A 26990-nucleotide genomic window follows, 5' to 3' on the forward strand; every position below is an offset into this window, starting at 1 on the left:
AGGAAAAATTATGCGTATTCTCAAAATAAATAAATTTTTGCATGAAAATGGTGGCTCGGAAACGTACATATTCAAATTAGGAAAGTATTTACAGAAGATGGGCCATGAGGTTCAGTACTTCGGTATGGTTCATAAAGGCCGCTGTGTTGGTAACCGGGTCAACGCTTATACGAGCGACATGGATTTCCACGACGGCTCCAAGCTGGCGAAATTAACCTACCCAATCAAGACGATTTATAGCAAGGAAGCGCGGGTGCAGCTACGCAAGGTGCTGGACGATTTCCAGCCGGATGTCTGCCATCTGAACAACTTTAACTACCAGCTGACCCCTTCCATAATTCTGGAAATCGTGAAGTGGCGCCAGGAAACTGAGAAGGATTGTAAGATCGTATTCACGGCTCATGACTATCAGCTGGTCTGCCCGAACCACATGCTAAACAACCCTGTAAAACATGAGAACTGCGAAAAGTGCCTCGGTGGGCATTTCATGAATTGCACAAAGGGCAAGTGCATCCATGGATCCACGGCTAAGAGTATCATAGGCACAATGGAAGCTGAATTCTGGAAACTGAAAGGAACCTACAAGTACATAGACACCATGATCTGCTGCTCCGAGTTCATGAAGTCAAAGATGGATACGAACCCGTTGTTTGCTACAAAGACCGTGGTGATGCATAACTTCATCGACAAGGAGGGGTGGAAAGAGACCTCGAAGAAGGAATATGTCCTGTACTTTGGCCGGTTCTCCGAAGAGAAGGGCATCGGCACGCTGATTAAAGTCTGTAAGGAGCTGCCGGATATCCAGTTCGTCTTTGCTGGTAATGGGCTGTTAGAAGAGAACGTGAACGATGCGGTAAACATTAAGAATGTGGGGTTCCAGAAGGGTGAAGCGCTGGAATGGCTGATCCGGGAAGCACGTTTTTCCATCTACCCGTCTGAGTGGTACGAAAACTGCCCGTTCTCAGTGATGGAATCCCAGATGTACGGCACGCCGGTACTGGGTGCTGACATCGGTGGTATCCCGGAGCTGATTCAGGTTGGTGAGACTGGTGAGCTGTTTGAGAGTGGTAACGCAGAGGACCTGAAGGGGAAGATTCAGAAGCTCTGGGATGATAAGGAGCTGTGTGAGCAGTACAGTGAGAACTGCAAGAATATTAGCTTTGATACCGTCGATGAGTATTACGAGAAGATTATGAAGGTGTATCAGTAAGGCAGTCATGGGGAGAAAGAGATGAGCAAAGAAAATGTGATTTTGATTGACTATAATGCTCCTGATGATTGGGAGTTTCATAAGGCAATCGAAAAAACAACAGGAAAAAAGTGGAGAGTATATAAAGCGATAAGCAACGAAAACCACGGAGGAATTTTACAAAAACTTATACGTTATACAAAGTACTTCCTGGTTCCAATGAAAATTGCTAAAAACCATAAAAGTTACATTAAGGTTTTAGCTTGGCAGCAGTTTTACGGTTTGATTTTGGCATTCTATTTCAGAATTTTCCATATCCAGAATGCACCAGAAATTGTAGTGCTGACCTTTATCTATAAACCTAAGAAATCAGTTATCGGAAAGGTTTACGACAAATTTATAAGGTATATTGTGACTTCTGGGTACATCAAATCTTTTGTCGTTTTTTCTGAAAACGAAAAGAAGCGATATGTGGATTACTTTGATGTCCCAGAGTCACAATTTGTTTTTGAAACATTAGGATATGAGGATAAGACACAGGAAATAGAAATCGGCGAGCCGGGAAACTTTTACCTTGCTGCCGGACGAAGCAATCGTGATTATAAATTCCTGACGGCAGCGTGGGCTGGAAGAGAGGAACAGCTTGAAATTATCTGTGATACGTTATCATTAAAAAGTAATTCTAGTAACATAAGGGTGCTTACAAGCTGTCATGATAATGAGTTCTTTGAAGAACTGGCAAAGTGCCGAGCCGTAATTGTGACACTGGAGGATACACACATTTCGTCTGGACAATTGGTTATTATTCAAGCGATGATGTATGGGAAACCTGTTATTGTCACAGAGAATGATACGGTTAAAGATTATATTGATACCGGGAAAACAGGAATGATAATCCCTAAAACAGAAAAAGCTTTGGCCGATGCAATCTTGTCGTTGAAAGATGAAACATATTATAAGAAAATTTCAACCGCCGAACGGAAACAGTATGAGAGCAAATTCAGCGTTTACGCAATGGGTACTGCGATTGGAAAGTTATTAAATTGAAGGAGAGTTTATCATGTCTGAAGAAAAGAAGTTAAATGGTACGGTCATCGTCACTTACCGCTGTAACGCTCGTTGCTCCATGTGCAACCGTTATAAAGCACCTTCCAAACCGGAAGAGGAAATCAGTATTGAAACCATCCAGAAGCTGCCGAGGATGTATTTCACTAACATTACTGGTGGTGAACCGTTCATCCGCACCGACCTGAAGGACATGGTGCGTGAGCTGTACAAGAAGTCTGATCGAATCGTTATTTCCACCAATGGCTTCTTCACCAATCGTATCATTGACCTTTGCAAGGAGTTCCCAGAGATTGGTATCCGTATTTCTATTGAGGGGCTGGAACAGACCAACAATGAAATTCGCGGCCTGCAGAACGGCTACCAGCGTGGTTACGGTACGCTTAAGAAACTGCGTGAAATGGGTATGAAGGACGTTGGCTTCGGCATGACCGTACAGGATAAGAATGCTCCCGATCTAGTTCCTCTGTACAAGATCTCTGATGAGATGGGCATGGAATTTGCAACTGCTTCTCTGCACAACAGCTTTTACTTTGTGGAAGCTAAGAACATCATCCAGGACCGCCCGATGGTTGCTAAGAACTTAGAAAATTTGGTTAATGAACTGCTCCGCAGCAACAGCCCAAAGAAGTGGTTCCGTGCGTACTTCAATCACGGTCTGATCAACTACATCTATTGCCAGAAACGTTTTTTGCCTTGTGACATGAGCTTTGATACCTTCTTCATTGATCCGTATGGCGATGTTATGCCTTGCAACGGCACCAAGGACAAAGAGGTCATGGGCAACCTGAACGCTCAGAGCTGGGACGAGTTGTGGAATAGCCCGCAGGCGGATGAAGTCCGCAAAAAGGTCCGTTGCTGTGACCGTGACTGCTGGATGATAGGTAGCGTTTCTCCGGCAATGCATAAGTATATCTGGAAGCCTGCTGCCTGGGTCCTGGTCCACAAGTTCAAGGCTCTGTTCACCAAGCATCCGTATAGCATGTATGAGCTGAAGGTCTGCCGTGATTATCGCGATGGTAAGGTTACCAAGGAAGAACTGGATAAGTGCAGCACCTGCGATATGAACTGCGTGATCAACAATGGTCTGAGTGAGGCTTCTAAGGAGCAGCTGAAACATAAGACTGGCGAGGAAATCGTGGATGCTGATATTGCAAGAAATGGAGAATAAGTAATGAGTGAACAGGCAGCGATACTGGTATCTGTATGCGTTATTCTTTATTTTCCTTGTGACACCGACTTTTGGCAGTGTCAAGATGGCTGTGGTTGGATTAGTTGTTGCGATTGTTGAAAAGCTCCTGATTTTATGGGGGGGGGGGCAGCGTTTACGCTGTATCTACAGTTCTCTCGAATGAAATCTGGTTTGTGCTCGGCATAAGTATTTGTGCATTTGATATTCGGCTAAAAGGTAAGAAGCTACAAGGAATGGTATGCGGCCTGCTGTTTGTGATACTAAGCGTTATCGTATATGTGACAGATATCCACAGCTCGGCAGTTTCATTTGCAATGGGACTGCTGGCTTGTACAGCTGTGATTCTGCTGGTTGCTGGCTTTGAAGATAAGTGTAGCAGAGGTATGAGCTTTCTCGCAAAGTACACGATGCCTATCTTCCTGATGCACACACTGTTTGCAGCACCGCTGAGATCCGTGCTTTTAAAAGTGGGGATTACGAATGCGGAATGCGGGAGTTCATGTGGTAATAGGACTGGGTATCAGTTTTGTGGGACCTGTCGTTGCGGCATGGATTATGAAACGAACAAGGTGGCTAGAGTTCTTTCTGTATCCGAATAAGTTCTTTGGAGAGGCAATGTGAAAAATGAAAATTAAAGATAGTGTAAAAGTGACACTCGGTCGAATCCGAGTAAGGATTTTTGGAGTATCTGCTGGAAGTGGTGTTTATATTGGTAAGCATTGCAGCCTAAAAGGGAAACAGCGTATAACTTTGGATGATTCTGTAATAATACGTCCCTATGTCCAAATCTGGTCAGGGGGGGGGGCAGTAAGAATTGGAGAAGGCTCTGAAGTTGGGGAGCGTTGCAGAATCTCCATTGCAAACTCTTTGAAAATCGGTAAAAAAGTTCTTCTCTCACCAAATGTGTATATTACCGATTGCGATCATGAATATCGTAATGTAGTTGTTCCTGTTATTGATCAAGGAATTGTGCAGAAAGGCCAGAAAGTTTCTATTGGTGATGGCTCATATATTGGTATTAATGCGGTAATCGTTGGAAATGTGGAGATTGGAAAGCACTGTGTCATTGGAGCTAATTCAGTTGTGACTAAGGACGTGCCGGATTATTCTGTTGCTGTTGGGAGTCCAGCAAAAGTAATTAAGAAAATCAATTAATTCACACAGGAGAAAATGAACAGATGAAGATTTTGATGCTTGTTAACTGGAAAATAGAATATTGTGATACGAAGCCAGAAAACAAGCAGCCGCCTGATTACAAAGTTAAGGGCGAGGATTACTGGTTTTATAGATATTTCAAAAACAATCCAGAAGTTGATGTGATTGATATAAGTTCGTTTCCTTGGCTGGAAAATTTTGAAAAGAATAGATTGCACTTTTATATTTGGCAAGCATTTAAGGCGATTCCTAAGTTAAATAAGTATGATTTAATTGTATCACATGGAATGCCAAGTGCTGTGGTGGTTTGTTTATGGAGAAAGTTCTTTAAAACCAAAGCAAAACATATTGTGTTCGACATTGGTTCCTTTGCAAGTGCATCTGAATCAGGACTTGCACTAAAGTTGATGCAGTTTGCAAGTAAATCACTTGATGGATTGATTCATCACATGAGTAGTCAGAGAGCATACTATGAAAAGTTTTTTCCGTGGATTGTCGAAAAAGCACAATTTATAAGGTATGGTGCGGATTTTGATTTCTTTGGAGTCGAGGAAGAACAGATAGCGGTCAACAAACCCTATATTGTGTGTGCTGGAAAAAATAAATGTGACTGGGACACGGTAGTTAAGGCTTATGGGGAAAGTAAAATTGATTTTGATTTACATCTAATAGGTGGGAAAAAAACGCGTTTTGAAGATATAGATGGAGTTGTAGAGATTCCGTATTTGCCAATTAATGATTTTATAGAGCAGGTTCGAGGGGCTGAGTTTTGTATCTTACCATTAGAGCCGGTTCTGTTCTCCTTTGGACAGATGAGGTTATTGCAACAGATGGCTTTGAAAAAATGTGTAATTGTATCTGATGCACCAAGTGTTCTGGATTATGTAGAAGATAATTGTACTGCAGTGGTATACAAGGCTTCAAATGTTAAAGATTTGAAAAGTAAAATGAAATTAGTTTGTCATGAGGTTGAAAAGAAAAAAGACATTGAAGAAAATGCGTACGATTTTGTGAAAAGAATTTGCAATGAAAGAAATATGGCAGAAGAGGTTGAAGCCTGCTTTGATGTAGTAGTTAAATAAATCGACTATCTTACATTTAGGCTGTGATGAAATATATAGAGGAGAAATATGGAAACAGAGTTAGTGAGTGTGGTCATACCAATTTATAATGTTGAAAAATATTTGAATAGGTGTGTGGAAAGTGTAGTAAACCAAACATATAAAAACTTGGAAATAATTCTTGTAGATGATGGATCACCGGATCGTTGCCCCGAAATTTGTGATGGATGGAAGAATCAAGACCAAAGAATCAAGGTGATACATAAAAAAAATGCCGGATTAGGAATGGCAAGGAACACTGGAATCGAAAAAGCAGAAGGAGATTATATCTGCTTTTTCGATGGTGATGACTATATCGATTTGCAGACAATTGAATTTGCTGTTACAGAAGCACAAAAAACAAATGCCGATGTAGTGGCATTTGGATTGTCGGATGTTGATCAAAACAAAAATGTAAGGCATTCTATTGTTCCAAAACCACCTAAGTGGATTTATAGTGGAGCGGAAGTACAAGAAGACTTACTACCCGATATGATATCAGCAACAGAATCGAATTTCATGCTAAGTGCGTGTATTATGTTGTTTTCAATGGTGTTGATAAGAAAAAAGCATTGGAGATTTGTTTCGGAAAGGACAATCATAGCAGAGGATGTATATTCACTTGTAAACCTATTTTCTGAAATAAAAACGATGAGCTTTATTCCGAAGGCATTATACAATTATTGCAGAAATGAAGATTCTTTAACCCATATGTATAGAAAAGATCGCTATGAGAAAATCAAACATTATTATGATGAATGTATAAAAATGTGCATCCAGAATGGATATAACGAAAAGGTGCTAACTCGTATTGGACTAACATATTTTTCATTTACAATAGCTGCCATGAAACAGATTGTTATGTCTACTTCTAAGCCCCGAGAAAAGTTCAAGGAAATCCAGAATATTGTGCGAGATGAACACTTGCATAAAGTGATAATAAATACTGATTTAAAAAAGGAAACAAAATCGAAGCGAGCATTGATATACACCATGAAGAATAAGAGGAGCCTGGCTGTCTTTGGAATGGTGTTAGCAGCTTGCATAAAGAATGGTTGATGGTGATGAATAGAAGATTCTTAAAAATACGTTATAAAGATTGTTTACAGTGGATTTTATGGATTAGTCTTTTTCAAGGAGCGATATCATCTTATCTGGGTTTTAATCAGGTAAATTATATATGTGACTTTTTATTGATTCTACTATTGATAACAAGATTGTCATCTGAAAAATTGCATTGTGTAAAAATTAAAAGACAAACAGAGTATATTCCGATTTTCTACTTCGCTATAATTGCCATAATTGGTTGGATGTTCAATCCTGTACCAATTGCAATGGCAATATGGGCCACAAGAAATTATGGACGTTTTTTTCTGTATTTTATTTTTTGTGCAATTCTTCTTGATGCTGAAGATGTAGACAAAATGGAAGATACGGTTGTGCGCGTTTTTCCCGTGCACATGGTGCTTATAGCATTTCAGTACATTGTGGAAGGATTGAACCAAGATAGACTAAGCGGAATTTTCGGAAATGCGGCAGGTGGAAATGGTGGATTGATGATATATCTATCCATAATGCTGTGTGTTATTATGGCAAGATATGAGTATAAAAAACTATCGTTATTAAAGTTTATATTATATTTGCTGCTGATTTTAGTTAATGCAGCATTATCAGAACTGAAGTTTTTATTTATTGTTGCGGTAATTTTGCTGGTTTGGTATTTGCTTATGTCAAAAAGAAAAGGGCAAGGAATGATAATGGCAATGGCCTTTATTATGCTGTTTTATATCAGTGTTCAAATTTTGTATTCTGTTTTCCCGGAATATGCTAATTTCTTGAATATTGATAATATTCTTGATCAAGTTTCTACTCAGGAAGTTTATGCATCACAGTTTGATGTTGGCAGAACCTCTGTTTTCCCAAAACTCTCTCCTATCATAACAAGTTGGGCTGGAAAAGATGCACTGTGGATTGGAATTGGGCTCGGAAATGCAGACTATTCTTCAGCAATGAGTTTCTTAAATAGTGCATTCTTTAAGGCGCACGAGTATATCCACTATACGTGGTTGTCTCTAGGATATTTGTTTGTTGAAACTGGATATTTAGGAACAATAGCTTACACTTCATTTTTTGTTGTTGCAGAGGTTAGCGCAATTACAAAGTATCAAAAGAAGACAACATATAGGAACTTGCTTGGAACATTTTTTCCGCTTGTTTGTCTAATATTGTTAGTGTATAATTCGACACTAAGATCTAATTATGCATATATGATTTTTGCAGTTTTAGCTTGGAACATTGTGGGTTCGCAAAGTAAAATTATAAAGTAAAGATTTTGGAGGTTGCAAGGATACGAGCGCAGATTAGAAAAATTATATATGGTGTAACGGCTTCATCAGAATCTTACATCAAATATCTTCGCTGCCTTGGAATGAAGATCGGTGAAGAAACAACAATATATGTTCCAACAAAAACTCATATTGATACCACACGTCCGTGGCTGATTACAATCGGCAAAAATGTAAAAATCACAGAAGGTGTTACGATTTTAACTCACGGGTTCGATTGGTCTGTTCTGAAAGGTGTCTATGGAGACATTCTCGGATTGGGAGGGGCGTGGTAATTGGAGCCAATTCTCTGGTCAACAAGGATATCCCAGACAACTGTGTGGCAGCAGGGAATCCCTGAGTGCTGGGAAAGCATAATGAAACTCGTGGAAATTACGAGAACACAATAGAGCAATTCAGTAAAAATAAAAAGAAATTTGAAAATATGGGCGATTTTTTGAAGAATATATGATAAAAAGAGCATATCGAATGAAGGAGAATTGTGAAAGTGAAAGTATGTATTTTGTCAATGCACCGAGTTGATAATATGGGGTCCTTGCTTCAATCGTTTGGGCTGAAGACAATAATTGAAAAACTTGGAAATGAAGTAGAGTTTATTGATATTACTAAAAGAAACGAAGACAATGAATTGCTTAGAGGCTATAAGCAAGAGTACCATGAAGAAAGAGAAACTACCGGGCTGATTGGTAAAATTAAAAAAATCGACCGATTCACATTGAACCGATTAAAAATAAAAAAGAAAAACCTCGAACAGAGCAATGCTTTTGAGGATTTTCGTAAAAGTCAGCTAGGCATTGAGAAAAGAAGTCCTGAATATGATGTATGCGTTATCGGCAGTGATGAAGTATTCAACTGCTTAAACTCAGGTGCATGGGGCTTCACGTCTCAATTATTTGGTAATGTCCCAGAAGCGGATAAGGTAATTACTTATGCAGCATCCTGCGGTTCTACGAAATATGAAGAACTGCCCACCAGAGTGGCAGATAGAATCAGACAGTCTTTTGAAAAAGTCACAGCATTTTCTACGAGAGATAAAAACACCCATGAATTTGTTGCAAAACTGACGGGTAAGCAGATAACCGATAATTTGGATCCTGTTTTGGTGTATGATTTTGATCAAGAGGTGAAACAGGCAACTTTGCCTAAAATGCCTGAACGTTCCTGCGTGGTCTATTCATATTACAATCGGGTTCATACTGCCAATGAAATTGATGCTATCAATGAGTTTTGCAAAAAACATCAGTTGACTCCACTTGCAATTGGGGCTCCACAGTTTTGGATAAAAGACTATGTCATTTGTTCTCCGTTTCAGTGCTTGAAAATCTTTGCTAATGCCGACTTTGTAATTACAGATACATTCCATGGAACGATTTTTGCTTCAAAATATGCCAGTAGATTTGCTGTTCTTGTTAGGGAGAGTAATAGAAATAAGTTGGCAGACTTAGTTGAGAAGATTGGAATGCAAGATCACCTGATGGATAACATCACAGAGATGGTAGAGAAATATAAGATCTCAAAGAATCAGGGAAAGTTTAGGACCATCATCGAAGATGAACAGATAAAAACATGGCAGTATCTGAAGGATAATATATAAATGGTGGAGGGGACGAATGATAGAATATTTATTTGTTGGAGGTACAGACGGGAATACTGGACCCGCAAATGTCAATAAAGGCATTGTTGCAAATTTAACAGCAAAATTTTGCATTTCGGATAGTAAAAATAAATTTGTAAAATACTTAAGTGCAATAATTAACACATTTCGGTGTAAAGTCATTATCGTATCGGGAATGTCAAAGGTTGGCTTGTATGCTATTCAACTAGCCAAGTTCCTGAATAAGAAAACAATTTATATTATGCATGGCTGCTATGAAATCGAATCGGGCTTGAATGATGCGGATGCAGATTTGAGGAGCCTACAAATGGAGCAGTACATTCTTCATAATGTAGATTTGGTTTTGCCTGTTTCCAAACGTTATGGAGAAATGATTCAGGAAAAATACCCTTTTTGCAAAGGAAAAACAGCCTATCTGCATAATGGTGTAGATAAGGTGGATTTGATTCATAATGGCATTAAGCGTGAGAAAGGCCGTGTGGTAGCGGTAGGTGGTGACAGAAAACTTAAAAATAATATTACTATTGCAAAAGCAATGGCAAAATTGGATGGTAATAAAGTTCTAACCGTTTATGGTCACTTTTATCATCCAGATGATTTGCCTAAAAGTGATAACATCGAGTTCAAAGGATTAATCCCGCAAGAGCAGCTTTACAAGGAAATGATGCGTAGTGAATTGTACGTCTTGAATTCGATTTATGAGCCCTTCGCGCTTTCTGTTTTTGATGCATTGTTGTGCGGCTGCAGTATTTTGGTAACGAATGTGGCAGGCGCTTTGGAATTGCTGGATGTTACGGAACACGATGTGATCCATGATCCAATAGATGAAAATGAGATCGCAGAAAAGATTGATTATTTGCTTCAAAACCCCAACAATGCAAGATTGATGAAAAACTTGGATTTTGAGAAAATCTCATATAAGGAAGAGGTTAAGAAACTCGAGAACTTTTGTAAGGAACTTTGTCAAAAGAGTAGGAGTTAGTGTGGATGATAAAAAGATGAAAACAGTTTGTACAATAAACTTTTGCACCGGCTGTATGGCATGTTTCGGTAAATGCAAAAAGAATGCTATCACAATTAAGGATGGCTTAGCGGCTTATAATGCCGTTATCGATGAAGCTAAGTGTGTCAGTTGTGGTGCCTGTGAGAGGGTATGTCCTAACAACCAGAAGGTGGAACTGCATGAGCCTATCAGTTGGCAGGAAGGCTGGGCTGCGGAAGATATCAGAATGAATTCCTCATCGGGTGGAGCGGCCTCTGCAATGATGAAGCATTTCGTTGAAGAAGGGGGATATGTAGCAGCATGTTTATTCAAAAACGGGGAATTTGTCTTTGACATAACTAATAAAATTGAGGATATCGTCAATTTTGTGGGTTCAAAGTATGTAAAGAGTAACCCAATCGGAATTTATACCAAGGTAGCCGAAAAATTAAAAGTTGACAGCAAAGTTCTGTTTGTTGGGCTGCCTTGTCAGGTGGCGGCACTGAAAAATTTTACAGCGATGTTGCCAGCAGAAAAAAAACAGATTTTGTATACGATTGACTTGATTTGCCACGGAACACCGTCCCCGCAGATATTGAATCTTGCGTTGAGAGAGAAAGGCATTGATATAAAAAGCCTGACGAGCATTCGCTTTAGAAACAAAACAAATTTTGGATTGTCATCGCACGACAAGATTCAAGAGTACAAGACCATAACACCATCGGGTGTTCAGGATATGTATACCTATGCGTTTCTGACTTCCTTAGATTATACGGAAAATTGCTACTTTTGTAGGTATGCCACCTTGAGTAGAACATCTGATGTGACAATAGGAGATTCCTGGGGAAGTGACCTGCCCAGCTATGAGCAGAGAAAGGGCGTTTCACTGTTGATATGCCAAAACAATAAAGGAATCAATCTTGTCCAGAATTCTGGAATGCAATTAAAAGATGTTGATGTGGAAAGGGCAATAGAAGCCAATCATCAACTGAGGCATCCTTCCATTGCGCCGGAAGGACGCAAGATTTTCTTCGCAAATATGAATAAGGGATTTAATAAGGCTATCTCAAAATGTGCACCGAAAGTGTACTATAAGCAGAAGCTCAAAGAAACGCTTGTTAAGCTAAAAATCGTTCGGGGGGGGGGCAAGCCCGATAGAGTATAAAATCAGTATTAAATAAATCTACCCATATCGGATTCCTTGCTTGTAGATTGTAGAAAAAGGATACTACAAGCGAGTCTGTATTACTAGTGGAGGAACGATGGCTAGTGCCATATAAAATATCGATGCAAAAATCATTAGCTAAAAATTCAATATATAATATTATATATACAGTTGTAAATATTTTGTTCCCGTTTGTTACATCAATATATGTATCACGAATTCTTCTCCCTGTTGGTGTGGGAAAAGTATCTTCAGCGCAGAATATCGCTTCATATTTTGTGACGATTGCGGCATTAGGTTTGCCATCCTATGGTGTGCGGGAATTTGCAAAAGTAAGAGAAAATGAGCACGAAAAGAATAAGATATTTACAGAACTCTTGCTGCTTAATGTCATATCAACCACATTAGCAGTTGGTGGCTTTTTTATCCTCGTATTTGCAAATGCAGCCTTTAGTGGGGAATGGGCTCTTTATGGCGCATGTGGCCTTGCGGTGTTCTTTAACTATCTTAATATCGATTGGATGTATAAGGGGCTGGAGGAATACGGCTACATTACAGGAAGAAGTTTGCTTATAAAGGGACTTTCTTTGGGAGCGTTATTCCTATTTGTCAAGACGCGGCAGGATTATGTGCTCTATGCATTGATTTCTAGTCTTGCAACAGGTGGAAATTACATTTTTAATGTAATTCATGCAAAAAAGTTTGTTAGAATTGAGTTTTCTGGCATTCATCTTAAAAAGCACATAAAACCGGTACTTTTTATTGCATGTATTATATTCCTGTCGAGTATCTATAACAAAATTGATGTGACCATGTTGAATATGATGGCAACAGATGAATCTGTTGGATATTATGCGTATGCTCTAAAGACAGTCAATATGGTACTAACAATGGCAAATGCAGTTACGGCTGCTCTGCTTCCGAGACTAAGTTTCTATTATGAAAACGACAGAGGTGGGTTTTATCGTTTGCTGGACAAGGGATTTCAAATATTGTGTTTTATGACGCTTCCGTTGGCAGTCGGAATGACACTGGTGGCTTCTCAGACTGTTGAATTTTTGTATGGAGAAGCTTTTGGACCAGCGGCCTTAACAATTCAGCTGATGTGTCCGTTGATTCTAATTAAAGGCTTCGGTGACTTATTTTGCTATCAGTTGGTTTATAGTACCAAGAGTGAGAAAATTATTCTCCCGGCGGCGGCATCCGCTTCTGTAATTAATATTATCACAAATTCGGCATTGATCCCTCCGCTTTTACAGAATGGTGCTGTTATTGCATCAGTATTTAGTGAGCTTGCAACAAATACAATCCAGTTTATTTACATGAAGAAAAAAGTGAGGTTCAGCATTAACGGAAAAGCACTCGCAGAGGGGCTATTAAGCACTGTAATTATGGCTGCGTGTGTTTGTCTCCTTATGCAGATAAACTTGCCCAATATGGTTGGCCTTATGGTGGAAGTGGCGTGCGGTGCAATTGTGTATGTAGCTGTTAACTTAATGATGAAAAATGCTTTTATGATTGAAATTCTCGAAAAGGTCAAGGTGAAATTGTTACATAGAGCATAATTCATCAGGATGTCACAACTGGAACGTGAATATGGTGTAAATCGGAGTACCTTAAGCGGCTGGGTAAAGCAGCTTTCACCTATCAGGGTATCAGAGGAGGATACTGTTACTCATAAGGAGTTCAAGGCTTTGCAGTGCCTTGAAATTCCCAAGCAAGCGCCAAATATTCCGCCGGAATTCTTAAATCTTCAGATTAACTTATAATAGTAGTCGAAAGGCTCACGATGATCTCTTTAAAGATCTGAAAGTGGAAAAAGTATTCATCCCTCTTCCGGTAGAAGAACAGGTCTGTCCAGTCTGCGGTACGCAGATGGTCCTGATCGGCGAGGAGTATGTCCGCCGGGAACTGGAATTCATTCCGGCCACATGCAAAGTCATCGAATACTACAGCCAGAATTATGGATGCCCTTCCCGCAAAGAAGGTCTTGGAGATACAGAAAAACCTGTGATCATAAAGTCCCCCGTTCCGGCGGCCCTGGTAGGGAAAGGTCCTGCCTCGGCATCCACTGTTGCGTGGACGATGTACCAGAAGTATGTCAACGGGCTACCCTTTACCGCCAGGAAAAGGACTGGAAACAGTATGGTGCCCAGATCAGCCGTACCGCCCTTGTCAACTGGATAATCTACTGCTCACAGAACTATTTCCAGTGGATGTATGATTACTTCCACCGGGAACTGCTGAAGCGCGGCTTTGCAATGGCAGATGAGACAAGAGTAGAGGTGCTGAATGAGGAAGGACGCAAAGCCCAGTCCCAGTCATATATGTGGCTGTTATGATTACAGCCAGCCTGCAGCACAGTATCCGGTACTGCAATCGTTTGTTTGCCATAGAGGACTCCATTAACAAAAAGTATCCCGGTGATTATGAAAAACGCAAGCAGCTGCGTCTCGAGATGGCAAAAGCACACGGTCTGAATATTTACAGATACCTCAAATTTTTGCTGGAACGTCGGCCGGATCAGAATATGGGCGACGAACAGCTAGCCGAACTGGCACCTTGGAGTGAAAATTCCAATCTCTCCAAAATCGTATGTGAATTACTCCAACTCGCAAAGAGCTGGGGTAATTTTAAACTTTACCGTGTTATTATTTGACGATTACTTATTTTACACCCTCCCAGTGTATGAATATATGTATTGGCACTATCTTTTTCTTGCACCTTATTTTATTTAAGAGTAAAATACTATAAAGAACGCCACATAAGCCAATTTTATCTAAAGTAAAGAAAGGATTGCCACATGGATAACCCAACTGAAACTATAACACTTAACAATTTATGGGGAGTAATCACATCCCACCAAGGAGAAACCTTCTACACAAAGAAATTACTCCCCTTCACCTATACCATCAAAGGCGGCGAAATGTTCACCGACCGCAGAGAACGCTCCATCACCAGAAGCACCTTTGAAAACGCATATAAAAAAATAAAAAATAATCCCGGCAAAATCACCGGTCCAAAGGCACTAAACATGTACGGTGCGCCATATGTATGGGCAGTGCTGGCAAAAGTAACAGATATCTGCAAACCATAACAGAGAAAGTCTTGTACCATAAAATACATTTCATCTGAAAACAACAAATTCATAAGTGAGGTAACAAAAACCATGCCCGGCTATATCATCCACCTGACCGCAGCGAATTTCTTCCTAAATTCGCTGCCATTTACCCACCCCCTAAACCAACCAAAAGCCAAAAACGCCTTCCTGGCAGGCAATTTACTCCCCGACACCGTAAAAGACAAATTCCAATCCCATTTCCGGAGCACCGACACCTTACAGGATATAGTCCAATCCCCCATACTGTCCAAATTTCTTGACAAATACCGCAGTCTTCTCCCCGACCCCAGTGTCCGGGGCTATCTTTTTCATCTATACACAGACTACCGTTTTTTCACCGAGTACATGCCCCGCATTGTACGCTTCACGGACAAATACGGCAGAAGCACCACAAAGCAAGACGACATCGTCTGGGCAGAGATCCAGAAAACAAATAAAAAAATAAAACCAGCCGACTTCTTTTCCGAAGACTATTACTACGGCGATTACACCCGCATGAACACCTGGCTGGTGATCCATTACAGACTCCCCCTTCAACTGGATATCAATATAAAAAACCCCGGAATCGAAGAGGTATGCTATGCTGATATGGCAGAAATCCTTGAAGAGCTAAAATCCTACCTCATTATGCCACAAAAAGCCGCCGATGACCTTGCCGTTTTTAATAAGAAGGATCTTCTCAATTACATCCGCTCCATTGCCAATCCAAAAGAATTAAAAAAAGTAATTGATTAATGATTTATGTAATGTTAATATAATAATGTTGTTTGAAATGGGAAAGAATAGAAATTATGGTATAACTACTCAACAGGCCCGTGCATTTACCGCGCGGTCCTTAGAATGCTCTTTTGGGAAAAAAAGTGAGCAGCACTTTCTTATTTTAAATATATATGAGAGGAATGGAAAGAAGATGAAAAAAGGTTTAATTGCTGCAGCAATTATAGTATGCATCGGAATTACAGCCGGTACCGTATATCTGGTACTTAATCGGGACAAGACAGCACCGGAGATAAAAGTCCCTGCGGACAATACGCTGACTTATGTGGCGGGGCAGGATAAGAAGCTACTGTTGGAAGGCATCACAGCAGTGGATGACAAGGACGGAGATGTATCAGATACACTTATGGTGGAATCGGTCAAACCAACTTCTGATGGCACACAGGCTGAAGTTACCTATACGGCAATGGATAACAGCCGCAACGTTGCAAAAAAGAAAATCATGGTAAGCTACCAGGCTTCCGGAGAGCCGGCTCCTGCAGACAGCGGCCAGGCACCGGAAGGAACGGATGAGAATCCGGAAAATAGTGAAGCTGGAACAGAAGCCCCGGCCCCTGAAGGGGAGGGGACCGGCGAGGGCGATGTTCCGGCGGACGTACCGGCAGATGTTCCTGCCGATCCGGCTGCCGCAGAGCAGCCCCCTCAGGATACCGCAGGCGGTGCAGAGGCAGCGGAAGCGGCGATCGCACAGCTTCCGCCAGGAAGTCCCCAGTTCAGACTGAACCAATATGAGGTGACGCTCCCTGTGGGAAGCAAGTTTGATTACAGTACATATATTCAGGATATCACCGATGATAAAGATGACAGAAGTACTCTTTTCAGACAGATCCAGCTGCAGAATCCGGTGGATACCAATACACCGGGAACCTATGAAGTTGTATATTTTGTTGTCGACAGCGACGGAAATCAGTCAAATACTGCCATTTTAAAGGTAAATATCCAGTAGACAAACAGAGCACTTTCCTTTATAATGGTGGGTGAATTTATGGTAAAGGTGGATAAGATCATTGATAATAGACACACACTGCCACATTTTGCCCGGTGTAGATGACGGAGCAAAGAATGCGGACGAAACACGCAAGATGCTGCGAATGGCGTTTAAGGACGGCATCGACGAGATTATTGCTACACCACATTTTAACTGTGACATGGATGCATCCGTCCTGGAGAAAAGAATGGGAGCTTATCTGCGTACCTGCAAATACGCGAAGGAAATGAATCCAAAGTCCAGGATATATCTGGGAAATGAACTGTTTTACAGCGAGGAAGTGGTGGATGCCCTTGAAAGAGGCGATGCGCTGACTTTGAATGAAACAAAATATGTTTTGGTAGAATTTCCCGTCTATGCGGAATTTCGTTATATACGGCACGCTGTGCAGCATTTACAGTATGCCGGTTATATGCCTGTGATCGCCCATATTGAGCGTTATCAGGGAATGAAGAAGGAAGAACAGGTTGCAGAGCTGGCCAATATGGGAGCCTGCATGCAGGTCAATGTTTCCAGTGTCATGGGTAAAGCAGGCTGGAGCACAAGATGGTATTTATTGAAATTAATGAGGCATGGACTCATTCACGTACTGGGCACGGATGCCCATGGGGTGACACACAGACGTCCGGAGATGAGGGACTGCCTTTCTTATATAGATAAGAAAATCGGAAAGACATACCGGGAAGAGATCAGCACAATAAATCCGTCAAGAATTATCAGAGGAGAATACATAAGTGGATAAGTTAGAGATCAAAGGAGAGATTTCATTATCAAGCCGGGAACGAGAAGTTTACCGTACCTTGAGGACCAACCTGGAGTTTACAGGTGTGGAGAACCGGGTGATCGCAGTTACAAGCTGTACACCCAATGATGGAAAGAGCACAGTGGCCTATAATCTGGCACTGGCACTGGCGGAGAGCGGCAGGAATACACTGCTGATTGATGCGGATATGAGAAAATCCGTATTGGTTCACCGTTTGAGAATTGAAGGAGCCATCAAAGGACTCAGCCATTATCTTTCCGGTCAGGAGGAATTAGGGGATGTGGTATATGGAACAAATAAGAGAAATTTTTTCCTGCTTCCAACCGGAATTTTCCCCAGCAACCCGACAGAGCTTCTTGGAAATGAGAGACTTCAGAAGCTGCTCACAGGCTTGAAGAACACGTTTGCTTACATAATCATAGATACACCGCCTCTTGGAAGCGTTATCGACGCAGCGGTGATCGCCCAGGTGTGTGATGGTTCCATCCTTGTACTGGCGGCAGACAATTCCTCCAGAGCAGAGGCAAAAGGTGTGGTTGGCCAGCTAAAAGCAGCCAACAGCAATCTTCTTGGAGTTGTGCTCAACAAGGTGGATGTGCATACAGGAAGCTACTATGGCAAGAAGTATGGCGGATATTATGGAAATAAATACGGCGGATACTATTAAGATCAACAAGACACCGTAAGAAAAATTTTGCAATGAAAGAGGAACAAAATGAATAATAAAGAATACGATGACGATATTGAGATTGATTTAGGTGCCCTATTCCATATCCTGCTGCGTAAATGGTGGCTGATTGGTATTTGTGCGATCATGGGCGGAGTAATCGCGCTTGGCGGTACAGCGCTTCTCATCACGCCTAAGTATGAATCAAAAGCTCAGCTTTATATTTTGAACAAGACGACCAGCGTAACCTCTCTGGCAGATATTCAGATCGGCAGTGAGCTGACGGCTGACTTTGAGGTGATCGCCACCAGTAAGCCGGTCATTGATGCTGCCATAGAACGGATCAAAGGAGAAGAAGACAAAACCTTTACCAGAAAAGAGATACTGGATGTACTTACAGTGGTCAACAAATCCGGTACGCGAATCCTGGAAGTTAAGGCCATAGACGAGAACCCGGCAGATGCCTGCATCATCGCAAATGCAGTTGCCGAGGAGACGGCAGACAGGATGGCATCCATTATGAAATCTGACCCGCCCACAACTGTGGAGAGTGCTGAAGTGTCAGAAAAGCCGGTCAGCCCCAGCCTTTTGAAAAATACCGCGATCGGTATTCTGCTGGGTATCCTGCTAGTATGCGGAGTGCTTAGTGTGAGGTTTATCATCAATGACAACATCAAGACAGAAGAAGATGTTGAAAAATATCTGGGACTTTCCACATTGGCTATTGTTCCTTATGTGAAGGGGAAAGATAAGAAGAAGGATGAGCTTCGCAAATTGAAAGAGGCAGACAATGGAAAAGAAAAAAAGAAGTAAACTATTCTGGGTTTTTTTGCTCATATTTCTTGCAGCTGCAGCTTTTGCTGTATATTATTATACAAGCCAGCAGAAAAAAGAGGAAGTTTATGATAAGCTGAAAGAAAATAATAAGAAGACGGAAGAACCAAAGGTCAAAGAAGAACCGATACAGGAACCGGAGCAGGCGGCAGAACCTGAACCGGAGCCTGTAGACATTCCCATAGATTTTGCAGAGCTTCAGAAGATGAATCCTGAAATCTATGCGTGGATACAGATTCCCGGTACGGAAGTGGATTATCCTATTGTACAGCGGCCCGAGGATGACGCATATTATCTTGACCACACAATTGAAGGCGAAGAGGGACTTCCGGGTTCTATCTATACAGAATCCCTGAATAAACAAGATTTTACAGACAAAAATACAGTGATATACGGACATAATATGAAAGACAACACTATGTTCGGCGGCCTGAAGGATTATAAGGACAGCGCTTATATGGATGAGCATTCGGAAGTGTATATTTATACACCGGAACACATTTTTACTTATAAGATTTTTGCTGCGGTGACTTATGACAGCAGGCACATTATGGTAGCCTTTGATTTTGATCAGGATGAACAATATCAGGCATATTTGGACTCACTCAGTCAGGTGAGAAATATGGCATCCTATATCAACACAGATATTCCGGTCACAACATCTGACCGAATTATCACAATGTCAACCTGCAATGGAAATAATGACCAGCGTTTTCTTGTAGAGGCGGTACTGATAGATGAAAAGTAAAGAAAAAAAGAGACTGGTTGTGATATTTTCTGTGATCCTCCTTCTGCTTTTGGCTGGGGCAGTCCTTGTATATGTTGTGAAAAATAACAGCAGAGCAAAGACGGTTGCAGACAATATGAAGAAAAGCACAGGCGCATCCGTTTCCCAGGCCAGTGATGATACCATCACCTATGATGGTAAAAAATATGAGTATAATAAAAATCTTACGAATATTTTATTCATGGGTGTGGATAAGAAAGAGACGGTTACCTTAAAGGATACTCCGGGAGTGGCAGGACAGGCGGACTGTGTTATGATCATATCTCTGGATAAAGAGTCACAGACAGCACGCATCCTGCAGGTTTCCAGGGATTCCATGACAGACATAGATATCTATGATGCAAGCGGCAATTATTATACTTCCGTAAATGCACAGCTTGCCACCCAGTATGCCTACGGCAATGGGGAGCAGAGCAGCTGCTGGGCCATGAAAAAGACAGTATCGGAACTGCTTTTTGATCTGCCCATAGATGGCTATGTGTCATTGAATATTGACGCGATCAGCACAATGAACGACGCGGTGGGCGGTGTGGAGATCACGATACCGGAGGATTATACTGCCATAGACCCTGCATTTGTAAAAGGTGAGACTGTGAAGCTGTCAGGGGAACAGGCCGAGAAATATGTTCGCTACAGGGATACGGACGTCCAGGGCAGCAACAACGGACGTATGCAGCGCCAGGTACAGTATATTCCGGCTCTGATTTCATCGCTGAGGAATAGGGTCGGCGCAGCGGGAGATTATTATGAGGCATTTTATCCGGTGATCAAGCCTTATCTGGTGACGGATCTGAATGCTGACCAGATCAATGATCTGGCACGCTATCAGCTTGATGACAGCGGAACACAGTATGCTCCCGGAGAAGCGGTAGCAGGCGCGGAACATGAAGAGTTTTATGTGAATGATGAAGAATTGCAGAAAATATTGATAGAAATGTTTTATAAATTACGAGAGTAATATAACCTGACACCCGTAATCCCAAGAGCATCAAGGGATTACGGGTTTGTTTATTTTTCCCAAAGAACCGATTCGCTTAAACAAAACATACATGGTCATCATTGTAGGTTTTTTCAGGTGCCGAATAACCAGAATTTTTCTGAAATTTATCACAGGAGTGAAGAGTTGGACTTTATATTGCTTCTCCTTCCTCATGACGGTGTATATAAATAACATAAAAACAAGAAAAAATATAATCTGAACCCAAACATATAGTGCTTAGGAACTATGGGAACACAATATATCCCCGGGCAGGGGACTGGGTGGACAGAATAAGAGAAATTTCACTTAGATGATGAAAAATTACAAAAATTATTGATAGAAATGTTTTACAAATTACGGAAGTAGTGTTATAATAACTTCAAGCTTGTTAAATGTAATAAAGCAAGAAGAAACAAAAGGAGGATTTTATCATGAAGAAACTTATTGCTTTTGTGTGCGCTGCTGTTATGACTGTTAGCTCAGCCGTTGCAGTATTCGCACAGCCAAGTGTACAGGTTACAGGTGTTGTAACCAAGGCTCAGGCCGCTACAGATGCTGACGGAAACGCAGTTACTGTAGAAATCAAAGCGGTTCCTGACGAGTACAAGGAAGCGGTTGAGAACGTTAAGAAAGAGGAAACTCTGAAAGAAGTTCTCGGCGCAGACTTCAAAGAAGGAATGCAGGTAGTAGATGTCAAAGACATCTCTGTTCCGGACGGAACAACTTTCCCTGTGACCATCACATTTGAAGTTGCTGGTGTTACAGAAGGTTCTTCTGTTGCAGTTCTGCACTACAATGGAAGCGCTTGGGAGAAAGTAGAAGCAAAAGCTGGTGCTGGTACGATCACAGCTACCTTCACATCTCTGTCTCCTGTAGCATTTGTTGTTGACAAAGATGCAGCAGCAAAAGCATCCACATCTCCTAAGACAGGCGAAACAAATGTCATGATGTGGACAGGTATCGTAGCTGTTATTGCAGTAGCCGGAATGGCTGTTACATACAAAAAAAGAAGAGAAGCATAATTTATAATGCTTAGAGACCCGGGCGGAAGCCCGGGTCCTTTTTTTCTAAAAAAACCCTTGACAGTGACCTTACGTCACCCCTTATAGTAACAGTATCAGAGAAAAAGAAAAGGAGAATACCACATGAAAGTATTAGTAACAGGCGGTGCCGGTTTTATCGGAGGAAACTTTGTCCATCACATGGTGAATAAATACCCGGACTACGAAATTGTAAATCTGGATCTGCTCACCTATGCCGGTAATCTGGAAACTTTGAAACCAGTGGAAGATAAACCGAATTACAAATTTGTCAAAGGCGATATTGCGGACGAACCGTTTATTATGGAGTTGTTCGAGAAGGAAAAGTTCGACATTGTAGTGAACTTTGCAGCAGAGAGCCATGTGGACCGTTCCATTGAAGACCCGGGTATTTTTGTCCAGACCAATGTCATGGGAACAAGGGTGCTTCTGGATGCCTCCAGAAAATATGGGGTAAAGCGCTACCATCAGGTATCCACAGATGAAGTTTACGGTGACCTGCCCCTTGACAGGCCTGACCTGTTCTTCACAGAGGAGACACCGATCCATACCTCCAGTCCGTATTCCTCCTCAAAGGCCAGCGCAGACTTATTTGTACTTGCTTATTACAGGACCTTTGGTTTACCGGTGACCATATCCAGATGTTCCAACAACTATGGACCCTATCATTTTCCGGAAAAACTGATCCCGCTGATGATCAGCCGTGCACTGGCGGATGAAGAACTTCCGGTATACGGAAACGGTGAGAATGTAAGAGACTGGCTGCATGTAGAAGACCACTGTGAAGCCATTGACCGGATCATCCATAAGGGAAGAGTCGGCCAGGTTTACAACGTGGGCGGCCATAATGAGAGGACTAATCTCCAGGTAGTTCAGACAATTCTCAAAGCCCTGAATAAACCGGAAAGTCTGATTAAATATGTCAAAGACCGTCCGGGACATGACATGAGATATGCCATCGACCCCACAAAACTGGAAACAGAACTTGGATGGAAGCCCAAATATAATTTTGATACAGGAATTGCACAGACCATTCAGTGGTATCTGGACCATGAAGACTGGTGGAAGCACATCCTGAGCGGTGAATACTCCAATTATTTTGACAAGATGTACAAAGAACGTCTGTCATAAGAACAGCAGTTTTTATACACAGCTATTGCCCAGGGTATTTCACCGGGAGCCGCTGCACCGGGTGCTGTAAATGTCAGGGCAGCGTAATAGAAAAAAGCGGAAGGGAGGGATTTTATGGGGCGCTATTATACCACCGGCGAGTTTGCACGGATGGCACACGTGACGATCCGGACCATCCGGTATTATGATAAGAACGGATTGCTAAAACCCAGTTTTGTCAACGAATCAGGCTACCGTATGTATTCTGATGAGGATTTTCTAAAGCTCCAGAAAATTCTTTCCCTGAAATATCTGGGATTTTCTTTAAAAGAAATCTCCAATATGACCATACATGACACCAGTTCCGATATTCTGGAGTCCCTAAAGCTGCAGATCGACCTGGTGCAGAAGAAAATCGAAAATATGAACCAGATGGAGCACGCCCTTCAGAATACCATGCAGATCGTTCAGCAGACAAACCAGATAGACTGGAACGAAATCCTGAACCTGATCCATCTGACGGATATGGAAAAGACTTTGGTGGAGCAGTATAAAAACGGAGCCAACTTAAATATCCGTATTTCTCTGCATGAACGGTATTCCTCCAATCCCAAAGGATGGTTTGCATGGCTGTATGAGCAGATTGATCTTGATCGTGTGCAAAATCTTCTGGAGGTGGGATGCGGCAATGGCCAGCTCTGGAGACATGCTCCCGATGCAGTGCTTCAAGGCAGATATATCTGTCTCTCCGATGCGTCAGGAGGAATGGTCCGGGACGCAGCGGCAAATATCGGAAGGGAAAGAAAGAAATATTTTGATTTCCGAGTGCTGGACTGCCAGGAGCTTCCTTTTCCTGACGGATACTTTCAGCGGGTAGTTGCCAATCATGTGCTTTTCTATGTACAGAATATGGCAAAGGCTTTGGAGGAGATCAGCCGTGTATTAAGTAAAGACGGGATTTTCTACTGCAGTACCTATGGGACAGGGCATATGCATGAGATCACGGAACTGGTTCAGGAATTTGATCCCAGGATTTCCTTGTCGGAGGTGGCCCTGTATAAACTGTTCGGTCTGGAAAACGGGCAGAAGCTGCTGGAACCCTATTTTTCCTCCGTGGAGAAACGAATGTACGAGGACGGCCTGTGGGTGGACAAGCCGGAGCCGCTGCTTGATTATATTTTATCCTGTCATGGGAACCAGAGTGAGCTTCTGTATCCCAGACAGAGAGAATTTAAGAAGTTTTTGGAGGAGAAGATTCAAAAGAACGGTGGTATCTCCATCACCAAAGAAGCGGGGATTTTTATTTGCAGGAAATAATTTTGCTCTGCCGGGCATAATAGGGGCAGAGAAGAGAAAGGATGAAGGTTATGAGAGTTTTAGTGACAGGTGTAAAAGGACAGTTGGGACATGACGTTATGAATGAGCTGGCTAAGAGAGGCCATATTGGCGTCGGAGTGGATGTTGAGGAGATGGATATCACAGATCCCCAGGCGTGCAGACAGGTGATCGGGGAGGCGGACGTGGAAGCGGTTGTCCACTGCGCAGCCTACACTGCCGTGGATGCAGCGGAGGATAATATAGAAGTCTGCCGGAAAGTCAATGCCTACGGCACTGAAAACATTGCAAAAGTGTGTCAGGAGCTTGGCCTTAAAATGATGTACATCAGCACAGACTATGTGTTTGACGGCGAGGGCACAAGGCCATGGGAACCGGATGATGAGAGAGAACCTTTAAACGTGTACGGACAGACGAAATATGAAGGTGAAGTGGCAGTTACGGACCATGTGGACAAATTTTTCATTGTGAGGATCGCCTGGGTATTTGGCGTGAACGGCAAGAACTTCATTAAAACCATGCTGAATCTGGGGAAGAAACATACAGATATCAATGTGGTGGAAGACCAGATCGGTTCTCCTACTTATACCTATGATCTGGCTGTCCTCCTTGTGGATATGATCGAGACAGAGAAATACGGTTTCTATCATGCCACAAATGAAGGACTTTGCAGTTGGTTTGATTTCGCGTCTGAAATTTTCCGTCAGGCAGGGATGCGTGTAAATGTACATCCTGTAAGTTCTGAGGAATTTCCGGCAAAGGCAAAAAGGCCCCATAACAGCCGGATGAGCAAGGATAAGCTGGAGGCAAACGGCTTTAACCGTCTTCCTGCATGGCAGGATGCATTGGCGCGTTATCTGCAGACGGAAGAGCTGCAGAAACTGCTTCAAGAAAACTAAAAAATGCGGGGTTCACATGCTTTTTGAACGGAGATCGTGACTGCATATTCAGGTCAGCACATATGCTGTGCCGGCCCTGCATAAGAGCAGCAGCCGGAAACCAAAACGATTCAGTAGGTCTGCGCATTCCCTGCGCTGACTGTAAGTAAGTGTTTCACAGCCAGGTAAAAATCTCATCGCCAAAAGTGATTCTGCATGGATTTTTGCCTGTAACTGTGAGGGGATGGAACAGTTACTGGAAATCTAAAATACAGGAAGAAACAGAGGTACCAGTTATGAAGGGAATTATTTTAGCAGGTGGATCAGGAACCAGGCTGTATCCACTGACCAAGGTAACATCAAAACAGCTTTTGCCAATATATGACAAGCCCATGATTTATTACCCCCTGTCCGTACTTATGGAGGCGGGGATACGAGAGATCTTGATCATCTCCACACCGGAGGATACGCCCAGGTTTGAGGCGCTATTAAGCGACGGCCATCAGTTCGGCCTGGAACTGTCATACGCAGTGCAGCCAAGTCCGGACGGTCTGGCACAGGCCTTTGTCATCGGTGAAGATTTTATCGGTGATGACGGCGTTGCCATGATCCTGGGTGACAATATTTTCTACGGACACGGCCTGAAAAAGCGACTGTGTGCTGCCGCCTCACGCACAGAGGGGGCCACAGTATTCGGCTATTACGTGGATGACCCGGAGCGGTTTGGGATCGTGGAATTTGACAGTGACGGCAAGGCTGTTTCCATTGAGGAGAAACCGGCACAGCCAAAATCCAACTACTGCGTGACAGGTCTGTATTTCTATGACAATAAAGTAGTGGAATATGCCAAAAATCTGAAGCCTTCCGCAAGAGGGGAGCTGGAGATCACAGATTTGAACAGGATCTATCTGGAGCAGAATGAACTGAACGTGGAACTTCTGGGCCAGGGCTTTACCTGGCTGGATACAGGGACACATGAGTCTTTAGTGGAGGCAACTAATTTTGTAAAAACCATGGAAGACCATCAGCACAGAAAGATCGCCTGCCTGGAGGAGATCGCTTACCATAACAAATGGATTTCCAGGGAAGAAGTTATGGAAGCGTATGAAGTTCTGAAAAAGAATGAGTATGGTGCTTACCTGAAAGATGTACTGGATGGGAAATACCTGGTATAGTAAAATAGAAAGCATTCCCAAGGCCGCGGCAGTTTACACGGCAGGGAATGCTTTTTTTGGAATAAGGAAAGCCGCGCTTCCGCATAGGTATGGAAATGGGAGAGGCTTTGCCGGTAAGGACAGAATGGGAGCACTTGGATATGGGACAATATACGGCGGAACTGATACACTATGTAATTCAAGATATTGCAGATGTGGGGAAATATTTTTTTGCGGGATTGTCGGCGTTTTTGACAGTCGGCACCATGGGTTTGCTGGCGGCAAAAATGCGGGGAAAGAAAGGCAGACCGCGCGGATTTTTTCTGGCGGCGGCCGTCTTTGCAGGGTATCTCTGTATGCTTTTGTTTATTACTTTTTTATCCAGGGAACCGGGGAGCAGGGACGGAATTGACTGGATACCTTTTGGAACGCTGGGCAGCGGCCCCCGGGGTGATGCTTTTGTCCTGGAAAATGTACTGCTGTTCCTCCCCTTTGGCGTATTGCTGCCGTCAGTGTCCATAAAGATGAGGCGGTTTTGGAAAGTTCTGGGTATGGGATGTGCGTCCAGCCTGTTGATTGAATTTTGTCAATATTTCACAAGAAGAGGATACGCACAGTTGGATGATGTACTCACCAACGTTTTGGGGACGGCTTTGGGGTACATTTTCTACATTATATTCCGCCGATGGATCAAAAAATGGTAAAAAACGCTTGCATTCTCCCCGTACGCATAGTATAATTATACTCGT

General features: G+C 42.4%; 29 protein-coding genes. All 29 read left to right on the top strand.

Annotation, left to right across the window (positions count from 1 at the left end):
- The first annotated feature begins 10 nt into the window (after positions 1-10).
- Positions 11-1210: a glycosyltransferase gene (locus tag A4V09_RS05285; RefSeq protein WP_065541419.1), complete on the top strand. Its 1200-nt coding sequence runs from the start codon at positions 11-13 to the stop codon at positions 1208-1210.
- A gap of 21 nt (positions 1211-1231) precedes the next feature.
- Entirely contained in the window at positions 1232-2236 is a 1005-nt protein-coding gene (locus tag A4V09_RS05290; RefSeq protein ID WP_065541420.1) for a glycosyltransferase, read from the top strand.
- A 13-nt stretch (positions 2237-2249) separates the two neighbouring features.
- Positions 2250-3425: a radical SAM protein gene (locus tag A4V09_RS05295; RefSeq protein ID WP_065541421.1), complete on the top strand. Its 1176-nt coding sequence runs from the start codon at positions 2250-2252 to the stop codon at positions 3423-3425.
- A 194-nt stretch (positions 3426-3619) separates the two neighbouring features.
- On the top strand, positions 3620-4045 hold the full coding sequence (locus A4V09_RS05300) for a hypothetical protein (protein WP_242963966.1): 426 nt from the start codon (positions 3620-3622) through the stop codon (positions 4043-4045).
- A 25-nt stretch (positions 4046-4070) separates the two neighbouring features.
- Positions 4071-4601 carry an acyltransferase gene (locus A4V09_RS25155; protein WP_065541422.1) on the top strand — a complete coding sequence of 177 codons (531 nt, stop codon included), beginning with the start codon at positions 4071-4073 and terminating at the stop codon, positions 4599-4601.
- A 23-nt stretch (positions 4602-4624) separates the two neighbouring features.
- Positions 4625-5683: a glycosyltransferase family 4 protein gene (locus A4V09_RS05310; protein ID WP_065541423.1), complete on the top strand. Its 1059-nt coding sequence runs from the start codon at positions 4625-4627 to the stop codon at positions 5681-5683.
- Positions 5684-5731: 48 nt separating this feature from the next.
- Positions 5732-6760 carry a glycosyltransferase family 2 protein gene (locus tag A4V09_RS05315; protein WP_065541424.1) on the top strand — a complete coding sequence of 343 codons (1029 nt, stop codon included), beginning with the start codon at positions 5732-5734 and terminating at the stop codon, positions 6758-6760.
- Complete coding sequence (locus A4V09_RS05320; RefSeq protein ID WP_065541425.1) at positions 6742-8028, top strand: hypothetical protein; 1287 nt, start codon at positions 6742-6744, stop codon at positions 8026-8028. The genes A4V09_RS05315 and A4V09_RS05320 overlap by 19 nt, the downstream gene beginning before the upstream one ends.
- Before the next feature lie 505 nt (positions 8029-8533).
- Positions 8534-9640, top strand: a complete 1107-nt coding sequence (locus A4V09_RS05325; protein ID WP_242963968.1) for a polysaccharide pyruvyl transferase family protein — start codon at positions 8534-8536, stop codon at positions 9638-9640.
- Positions 9641-9656: 16 nt separating this feature from the next.
- Positions 9657-10643 (top strand): glycosyltransferase family 4 protein, encoded by a 987-nt coding sequence (locus A4V09_RS05330; RefSeq protein ID WP_065541427.1) that lies wholly within the window; start codon positions 9657-9659, stop codon positions 10641-10643.
- Position 10644: 1 nt separating this feature from the next.
- Positions 10645-11808 carry a Coenzyme F420 hydrogenase/dehydrogenase, beta subunit C-terminal domain gene (locus tag A4V09_RS05335; protein ID WP_242963970.1) on the top strand — a complete coding sequence of 388 codons (1164 nt, stop codon included), beginning with the start codon at positions 10645-10647 and terminating at the stop codon, positions 11806-11808.
- A gap of 104 nt (positions 11809-11912) precedes the next feature.
- A complete protein-coding gene (locus tag A4V09_RS05340) occupies positions 11913-13373 on the top strand; it encodes an oligosaccharide flippase family protein (protein WP_157123456.1) in 1461 nt (486 codons plus the stop codon).
- A gap of 247 nt (positions 13374-13620) precedes the next feature.
- Complete coding sequence (locus A4V09_RS26325) at positions 13621-13995, top strand: IS66 family transposase zinc-finger binding domain-containing protein (protein ID WP_065541428.1); 375 nt, start codon at positions 13621-13623, stop codon at positions 13993-13995.
- Positions 13887-14150: an IS66 family transposase gene (locus A4V09_RS25165; protein ID WP_242963972.1), complete on the top strand. Its 264-nt coding sequence runs from the start codon at positions 13887-13889 to the stop codon at positions 14148-14150. Before A4V09_RS26325 ends, A4V09_RS25165 begins: the two co-directional genes overlap by 109 nt.
- A complete protein-coding gene (locus tag A4V09_RS26700) occupies positions 14147-14467 on the top strand; it encodes a transposase domain-containing protein (protein WP_065541429.1) in 321 nt (106 codons plus the stop codon). The genes A4V09_RS25165 and A4V09_RS26700 overlap by 4 nt, the downstream gene beginning before the upstream one ends.
- 144 nt (positions 14468-14611) lie before the next feature.
- Positions 14612-14905 (top strand): hypothetical protein, encoded by a 294-nt coding sequence (locus tag A4V09_RS24850; protein ID WP_065541430.1) that lies wholly within the window; start codon positions 14612-14614, stop codon positions 14903-14905.
- A gap of 72 nt (positions 14906-14977) precedes the next feature.
- Complete coding sequence (locus A4V09_RS05365; protein ID WP_065541431.1) at positions 14978-15664, top strand: hypothetical protein; 687 nt, start codon at positions 14978-14980, stop codon at positions 15662-15664.
- A gap of 175 nt (positions 15665-15839) precedes the next feature.
- A complete protein-coding gene (locus A4V09_RS05370; protein ID WP_065541432.1) occupies positions 15840-16652 on the top strand; it encodes an immunoglobulin-like domain-containing protein in 813 nt (270 codons plus the stop codon).
- 61 nt (positions 16653-16713) lie between these two features.
- A complete protein-coding gene (locus tag A4V09_RS05375) occupies positions 16714-17436 on the top strand; it encodes a CpsB/CapC family capsule biosynthesis tyrosine phosphatase (RefSeq protein ID WP_084043438.1) in 723 nt (240 codons plus the stop codon).
- Complete coding sequence (locus A4V09_RS05380; RefSeq protein ID WP_065541434.1) at positions 17429-18124, top strand: CpsD/CapB family tyrosine-protein kinase; 696 nt, start codon at positions 17429-17431, stop codon at positions 18122-18124. Before A4V09_RS05375 ends, A4V09_RS05380 begins: the two co-directional genes overlap by 8 nt.
- 48 nt (positions 18125-18172) lie before the next feature.
- Positions 18173-18937, top strand: coding sequence for a YveK family protein (locus tag A4V09_RS05385; RefSeq protein ID WP_065541435.1), 765 nt, complete (start codon positions 18173-18175; stop codon positions 18935-18937).
- Positions 18915-19706 carry a class B sortase gene (srtB, locus tag A4V09_RS05390; RefSeq protein WP_065541436.1) on the top strand — a complete coding sequence of 264 codons (792 nt, stop codon included), beginning with the start codon at positions 18915-18917 and terminating at the stop codon, positions 19704-19706. The genes A4V09_RS05385 and srtB overlap by 23 nt, the downstream gene beginning before the upstream one ends.
- Entirely contained in the window at positions 19696-20703 is a 1008-nt protein-coding gene (locus A4V09_RS05395) for an LCP family protein (RefSeq protein WP_065541437.1), read from the top strand. The genes srtB and A4V09_RS05395 overlap by 11 nt, the downstream gene beginning before the upstream one ends.
- Before the next feature lie 452 nt (positions 20704-21155).
- Entirely contained in the window at positions 21156-21746 is a 591-nt protein-coding gene (locus tag A4V09_RS05400; RefSeq protein ID WP_084043439.1) for an LPXTG cell wall anchor domain-containing protein, read from the top strand.
- A gap of 123 nt (positions 21747-21869) precedes the next feature.
- Positions 21870-22895 carry a dTDP-glucose 4,6-dehydratase gene (rfbB, locus tag A4V09_RS05405; RefSeq protein ID WP_065541439.1) on the top strand — a complete coding sequence of 342 codons (1026 nt, stop codon included), beginning with the start codon at positions 21870-21872 and terminating at the stop codon, positions 22893-22895.
- Positions 22896-23009: 114 nt separating this feature from the next.
- Positions 23010-24191, top strand: coding sequence for a MerR family transcriptional regulator (locus tag A4V09_RS05410; protein WP_065541440.1), 1182 nt, complete (start codon positions 23010-23012; stop codon positions 24189-24191).
- Between the two features lie 50 nt (positions 24192-24241).
- On the top strand, positions 24242-25108 hold the full coding sequence (gene rfbD, locus A4V09_RS05415; protein ID WP_065541441.1) for a dTDP-4-dehydrorhamnose reductase: 867 nt from the start codon (positions 24242-24244) through the stop codon (positions 25106-25108).
- A gap of 275 nt (positions 25109-25383) precedes the next feature.
- Complete coding sequence (gene rfbA / locus A4V09_RS05420; protein ID WP_065541442.1) at positions 25384-26262, top strand: glucose-1-phosphate thymidylyltransferase RfbA; 879 nt, start codon at positions 25384-25386, stop codon at positions 26260-26262.
- A gap of 140 nt (positions 26263-26402) precedes the next feature.
- Positions 26403-26945, top strand: a complete 543-nt coding sequence (locus A4V09_RS05425) for a VanZ family protein (protein WP_157766904.1) — start codon at positions 26403-26405, stop codon at positions 26943-26945.
- Positions 26946-26990: the final 45 nt, after the last annotated feature.

It is taken from the genome of Blautia pseudococcoides, assembly GCF_001689125.2.
Taxonomy (GTDB): domain Bacteria; phylum Bacillota; class Clostridia; order Lachnospirales; family Lachnospiraceae; genus Blautia; species Blautia pseudococcoides.

What these genes read in the sequence shown, in the direction of transcription:
- A4V09_RS05285 (WP_065541419.1), top strand. Translation starts at nt 11, where the DNA reads ATGCGTATTCTCAAAATAAATAAATTTTTGCATGAAAATGGTGGCTCG.
- A4V09_RS05290 (WP_065541420.1), top strand. Translation starts at nt 1,232, where the DNA reads ATGAGCAAAGAAAATGTGATTTTGATTGACTATAATGCTCCTGATGAT.
- A4V09_RS05295 (WP_065541421.1), top strand. Translation starts at nt 2,250, where the DNA reads ATGTCTGAAGAAAAGAAGTTAAATGGTACGGTCATCGTCACTTACCGC.
- A4V09_RS25155 (WP_065541422.1), top strand. Translation starts at nt 4,071, where the DNA reads ATGAAAATTAAAGATAGTGTAAAAGTGACACTCGGTCGAATCCGAGTA.
- A4V09_RS05310 (WP_065541423.1), top strand. Translation starts at nt 4,625, where the DNA reads ATGAAGATTTTGATGCTTGTTAACTGGAAAATAGAATATTGTGATACG.
- A4V09_RS05315 (WP_065541424.1), top strand. Translation starts at nt 5,732, where the DNA reads ATGGAAACAGAGTTAGTGAGTGTGGTCATACCAATTTATAATGTTGAA.
- A4V09_RS05330 (WP_065541427.1), top strand. Translation starts at nt 9,657, where the DNA reads ATGATAGAATATTTATTTGTTGGAGGTACAGACGGGAATACTGGACCC.
- A4V09_RS26700 (WP_065541429.1), top strand. Translation starts at nt 14,147, where the DNA reads ATGATTACAGCCAGCCTGCAGCACAGTATCCGGTACTGCAATCGTTTG.
- A4V09_RS24850 (WP_065541430.1), top strand. Translation starts at nt 14,612, where the DNA reads ATGGATAACCCAACTGAAACTATAACACTTAACAATTTATGGGGAGTA.
- A4V09_RS05365 (WP_065541431.1), top strand. Translation starts at nt 14,978, where the DNA reads ATGCCCGGCTATATCATCCACCTGACCGCAGCGAATTTCTTCCTAAAT.
- A4V09_RS05370 (WP_065541432.1), top strand. Translation starts at nt 15,840, where the DNA reads ATGAAAAAAGGTTTAATTGCTGCAGCAATTATAGTATGCATCGGAATT.
- A4V09_RS05385 (WP_065541435.1), top strand. Translation starts at nt 18,173, where the DNA reads ATGAATAATAAAGAATACGATGACGATATTGAGATTGATTTAGGTGCC.
- srtB (WP_065541436.1), top strand. Translation starts at nt 18,915, where the DNA reads ATGGAAAAGAAAAAAAGAAGTAAACTATTCTGGGTTTTTTTGCTCATA.
- A4V09_RS05395 (WP_065541437.1), top strand. Translation starts at nt 19,696, where the DNA reads ATGAAAAGTAAAGAAAAAAAGAGACTGGTTGTGATATTTTCTGTGATC.
- A4V09_RS05400 (WP_084043439.1), top strand. Translation starts at nt 21,156, where the DNA reads ATGAAGAAACTTATTGCTTTTGTGTGCGCTGCTGTTATGACTGTTAGC.
- rfbB (WP_065541439.1), top strand. Translation starts at nt 21,870, where the DNA reads ATGAAAGTATTAGTAACAGGCGGTGCCGGTTTTATCGGAGGAAACTTT.
- A4V09_RS05410 (WP_065541440.1), top strand. Translation starts at nt 23,010, where the DNA reads ATGGGGCGCTATTATACCACCGGCGAGTTTGCACGGATGGCACACGTG.
- rfbD (WP_065541441.1), top strand. Translation starts at nt 24,242, where the DNA reads ATGAGAGTTTTAGTGACAGGTGTAAAAGGACAGTTGGGACATGACGTT.
- rfbA (WP_065541442.1), top strand. Translation starts at nt 25,384, where the DNA reads ATGAAGGGAATTATTTTAGCAGGTGGATCAGGAACCAGGCTGTATCCA.
- A4V09_RS05425 (WP_157766904.1), top strand. Translation starts at nt 26,403, where the DNA reads ATGGGACAATATACGGCGGAACTGATACACTATGTAATTCAAGATATT.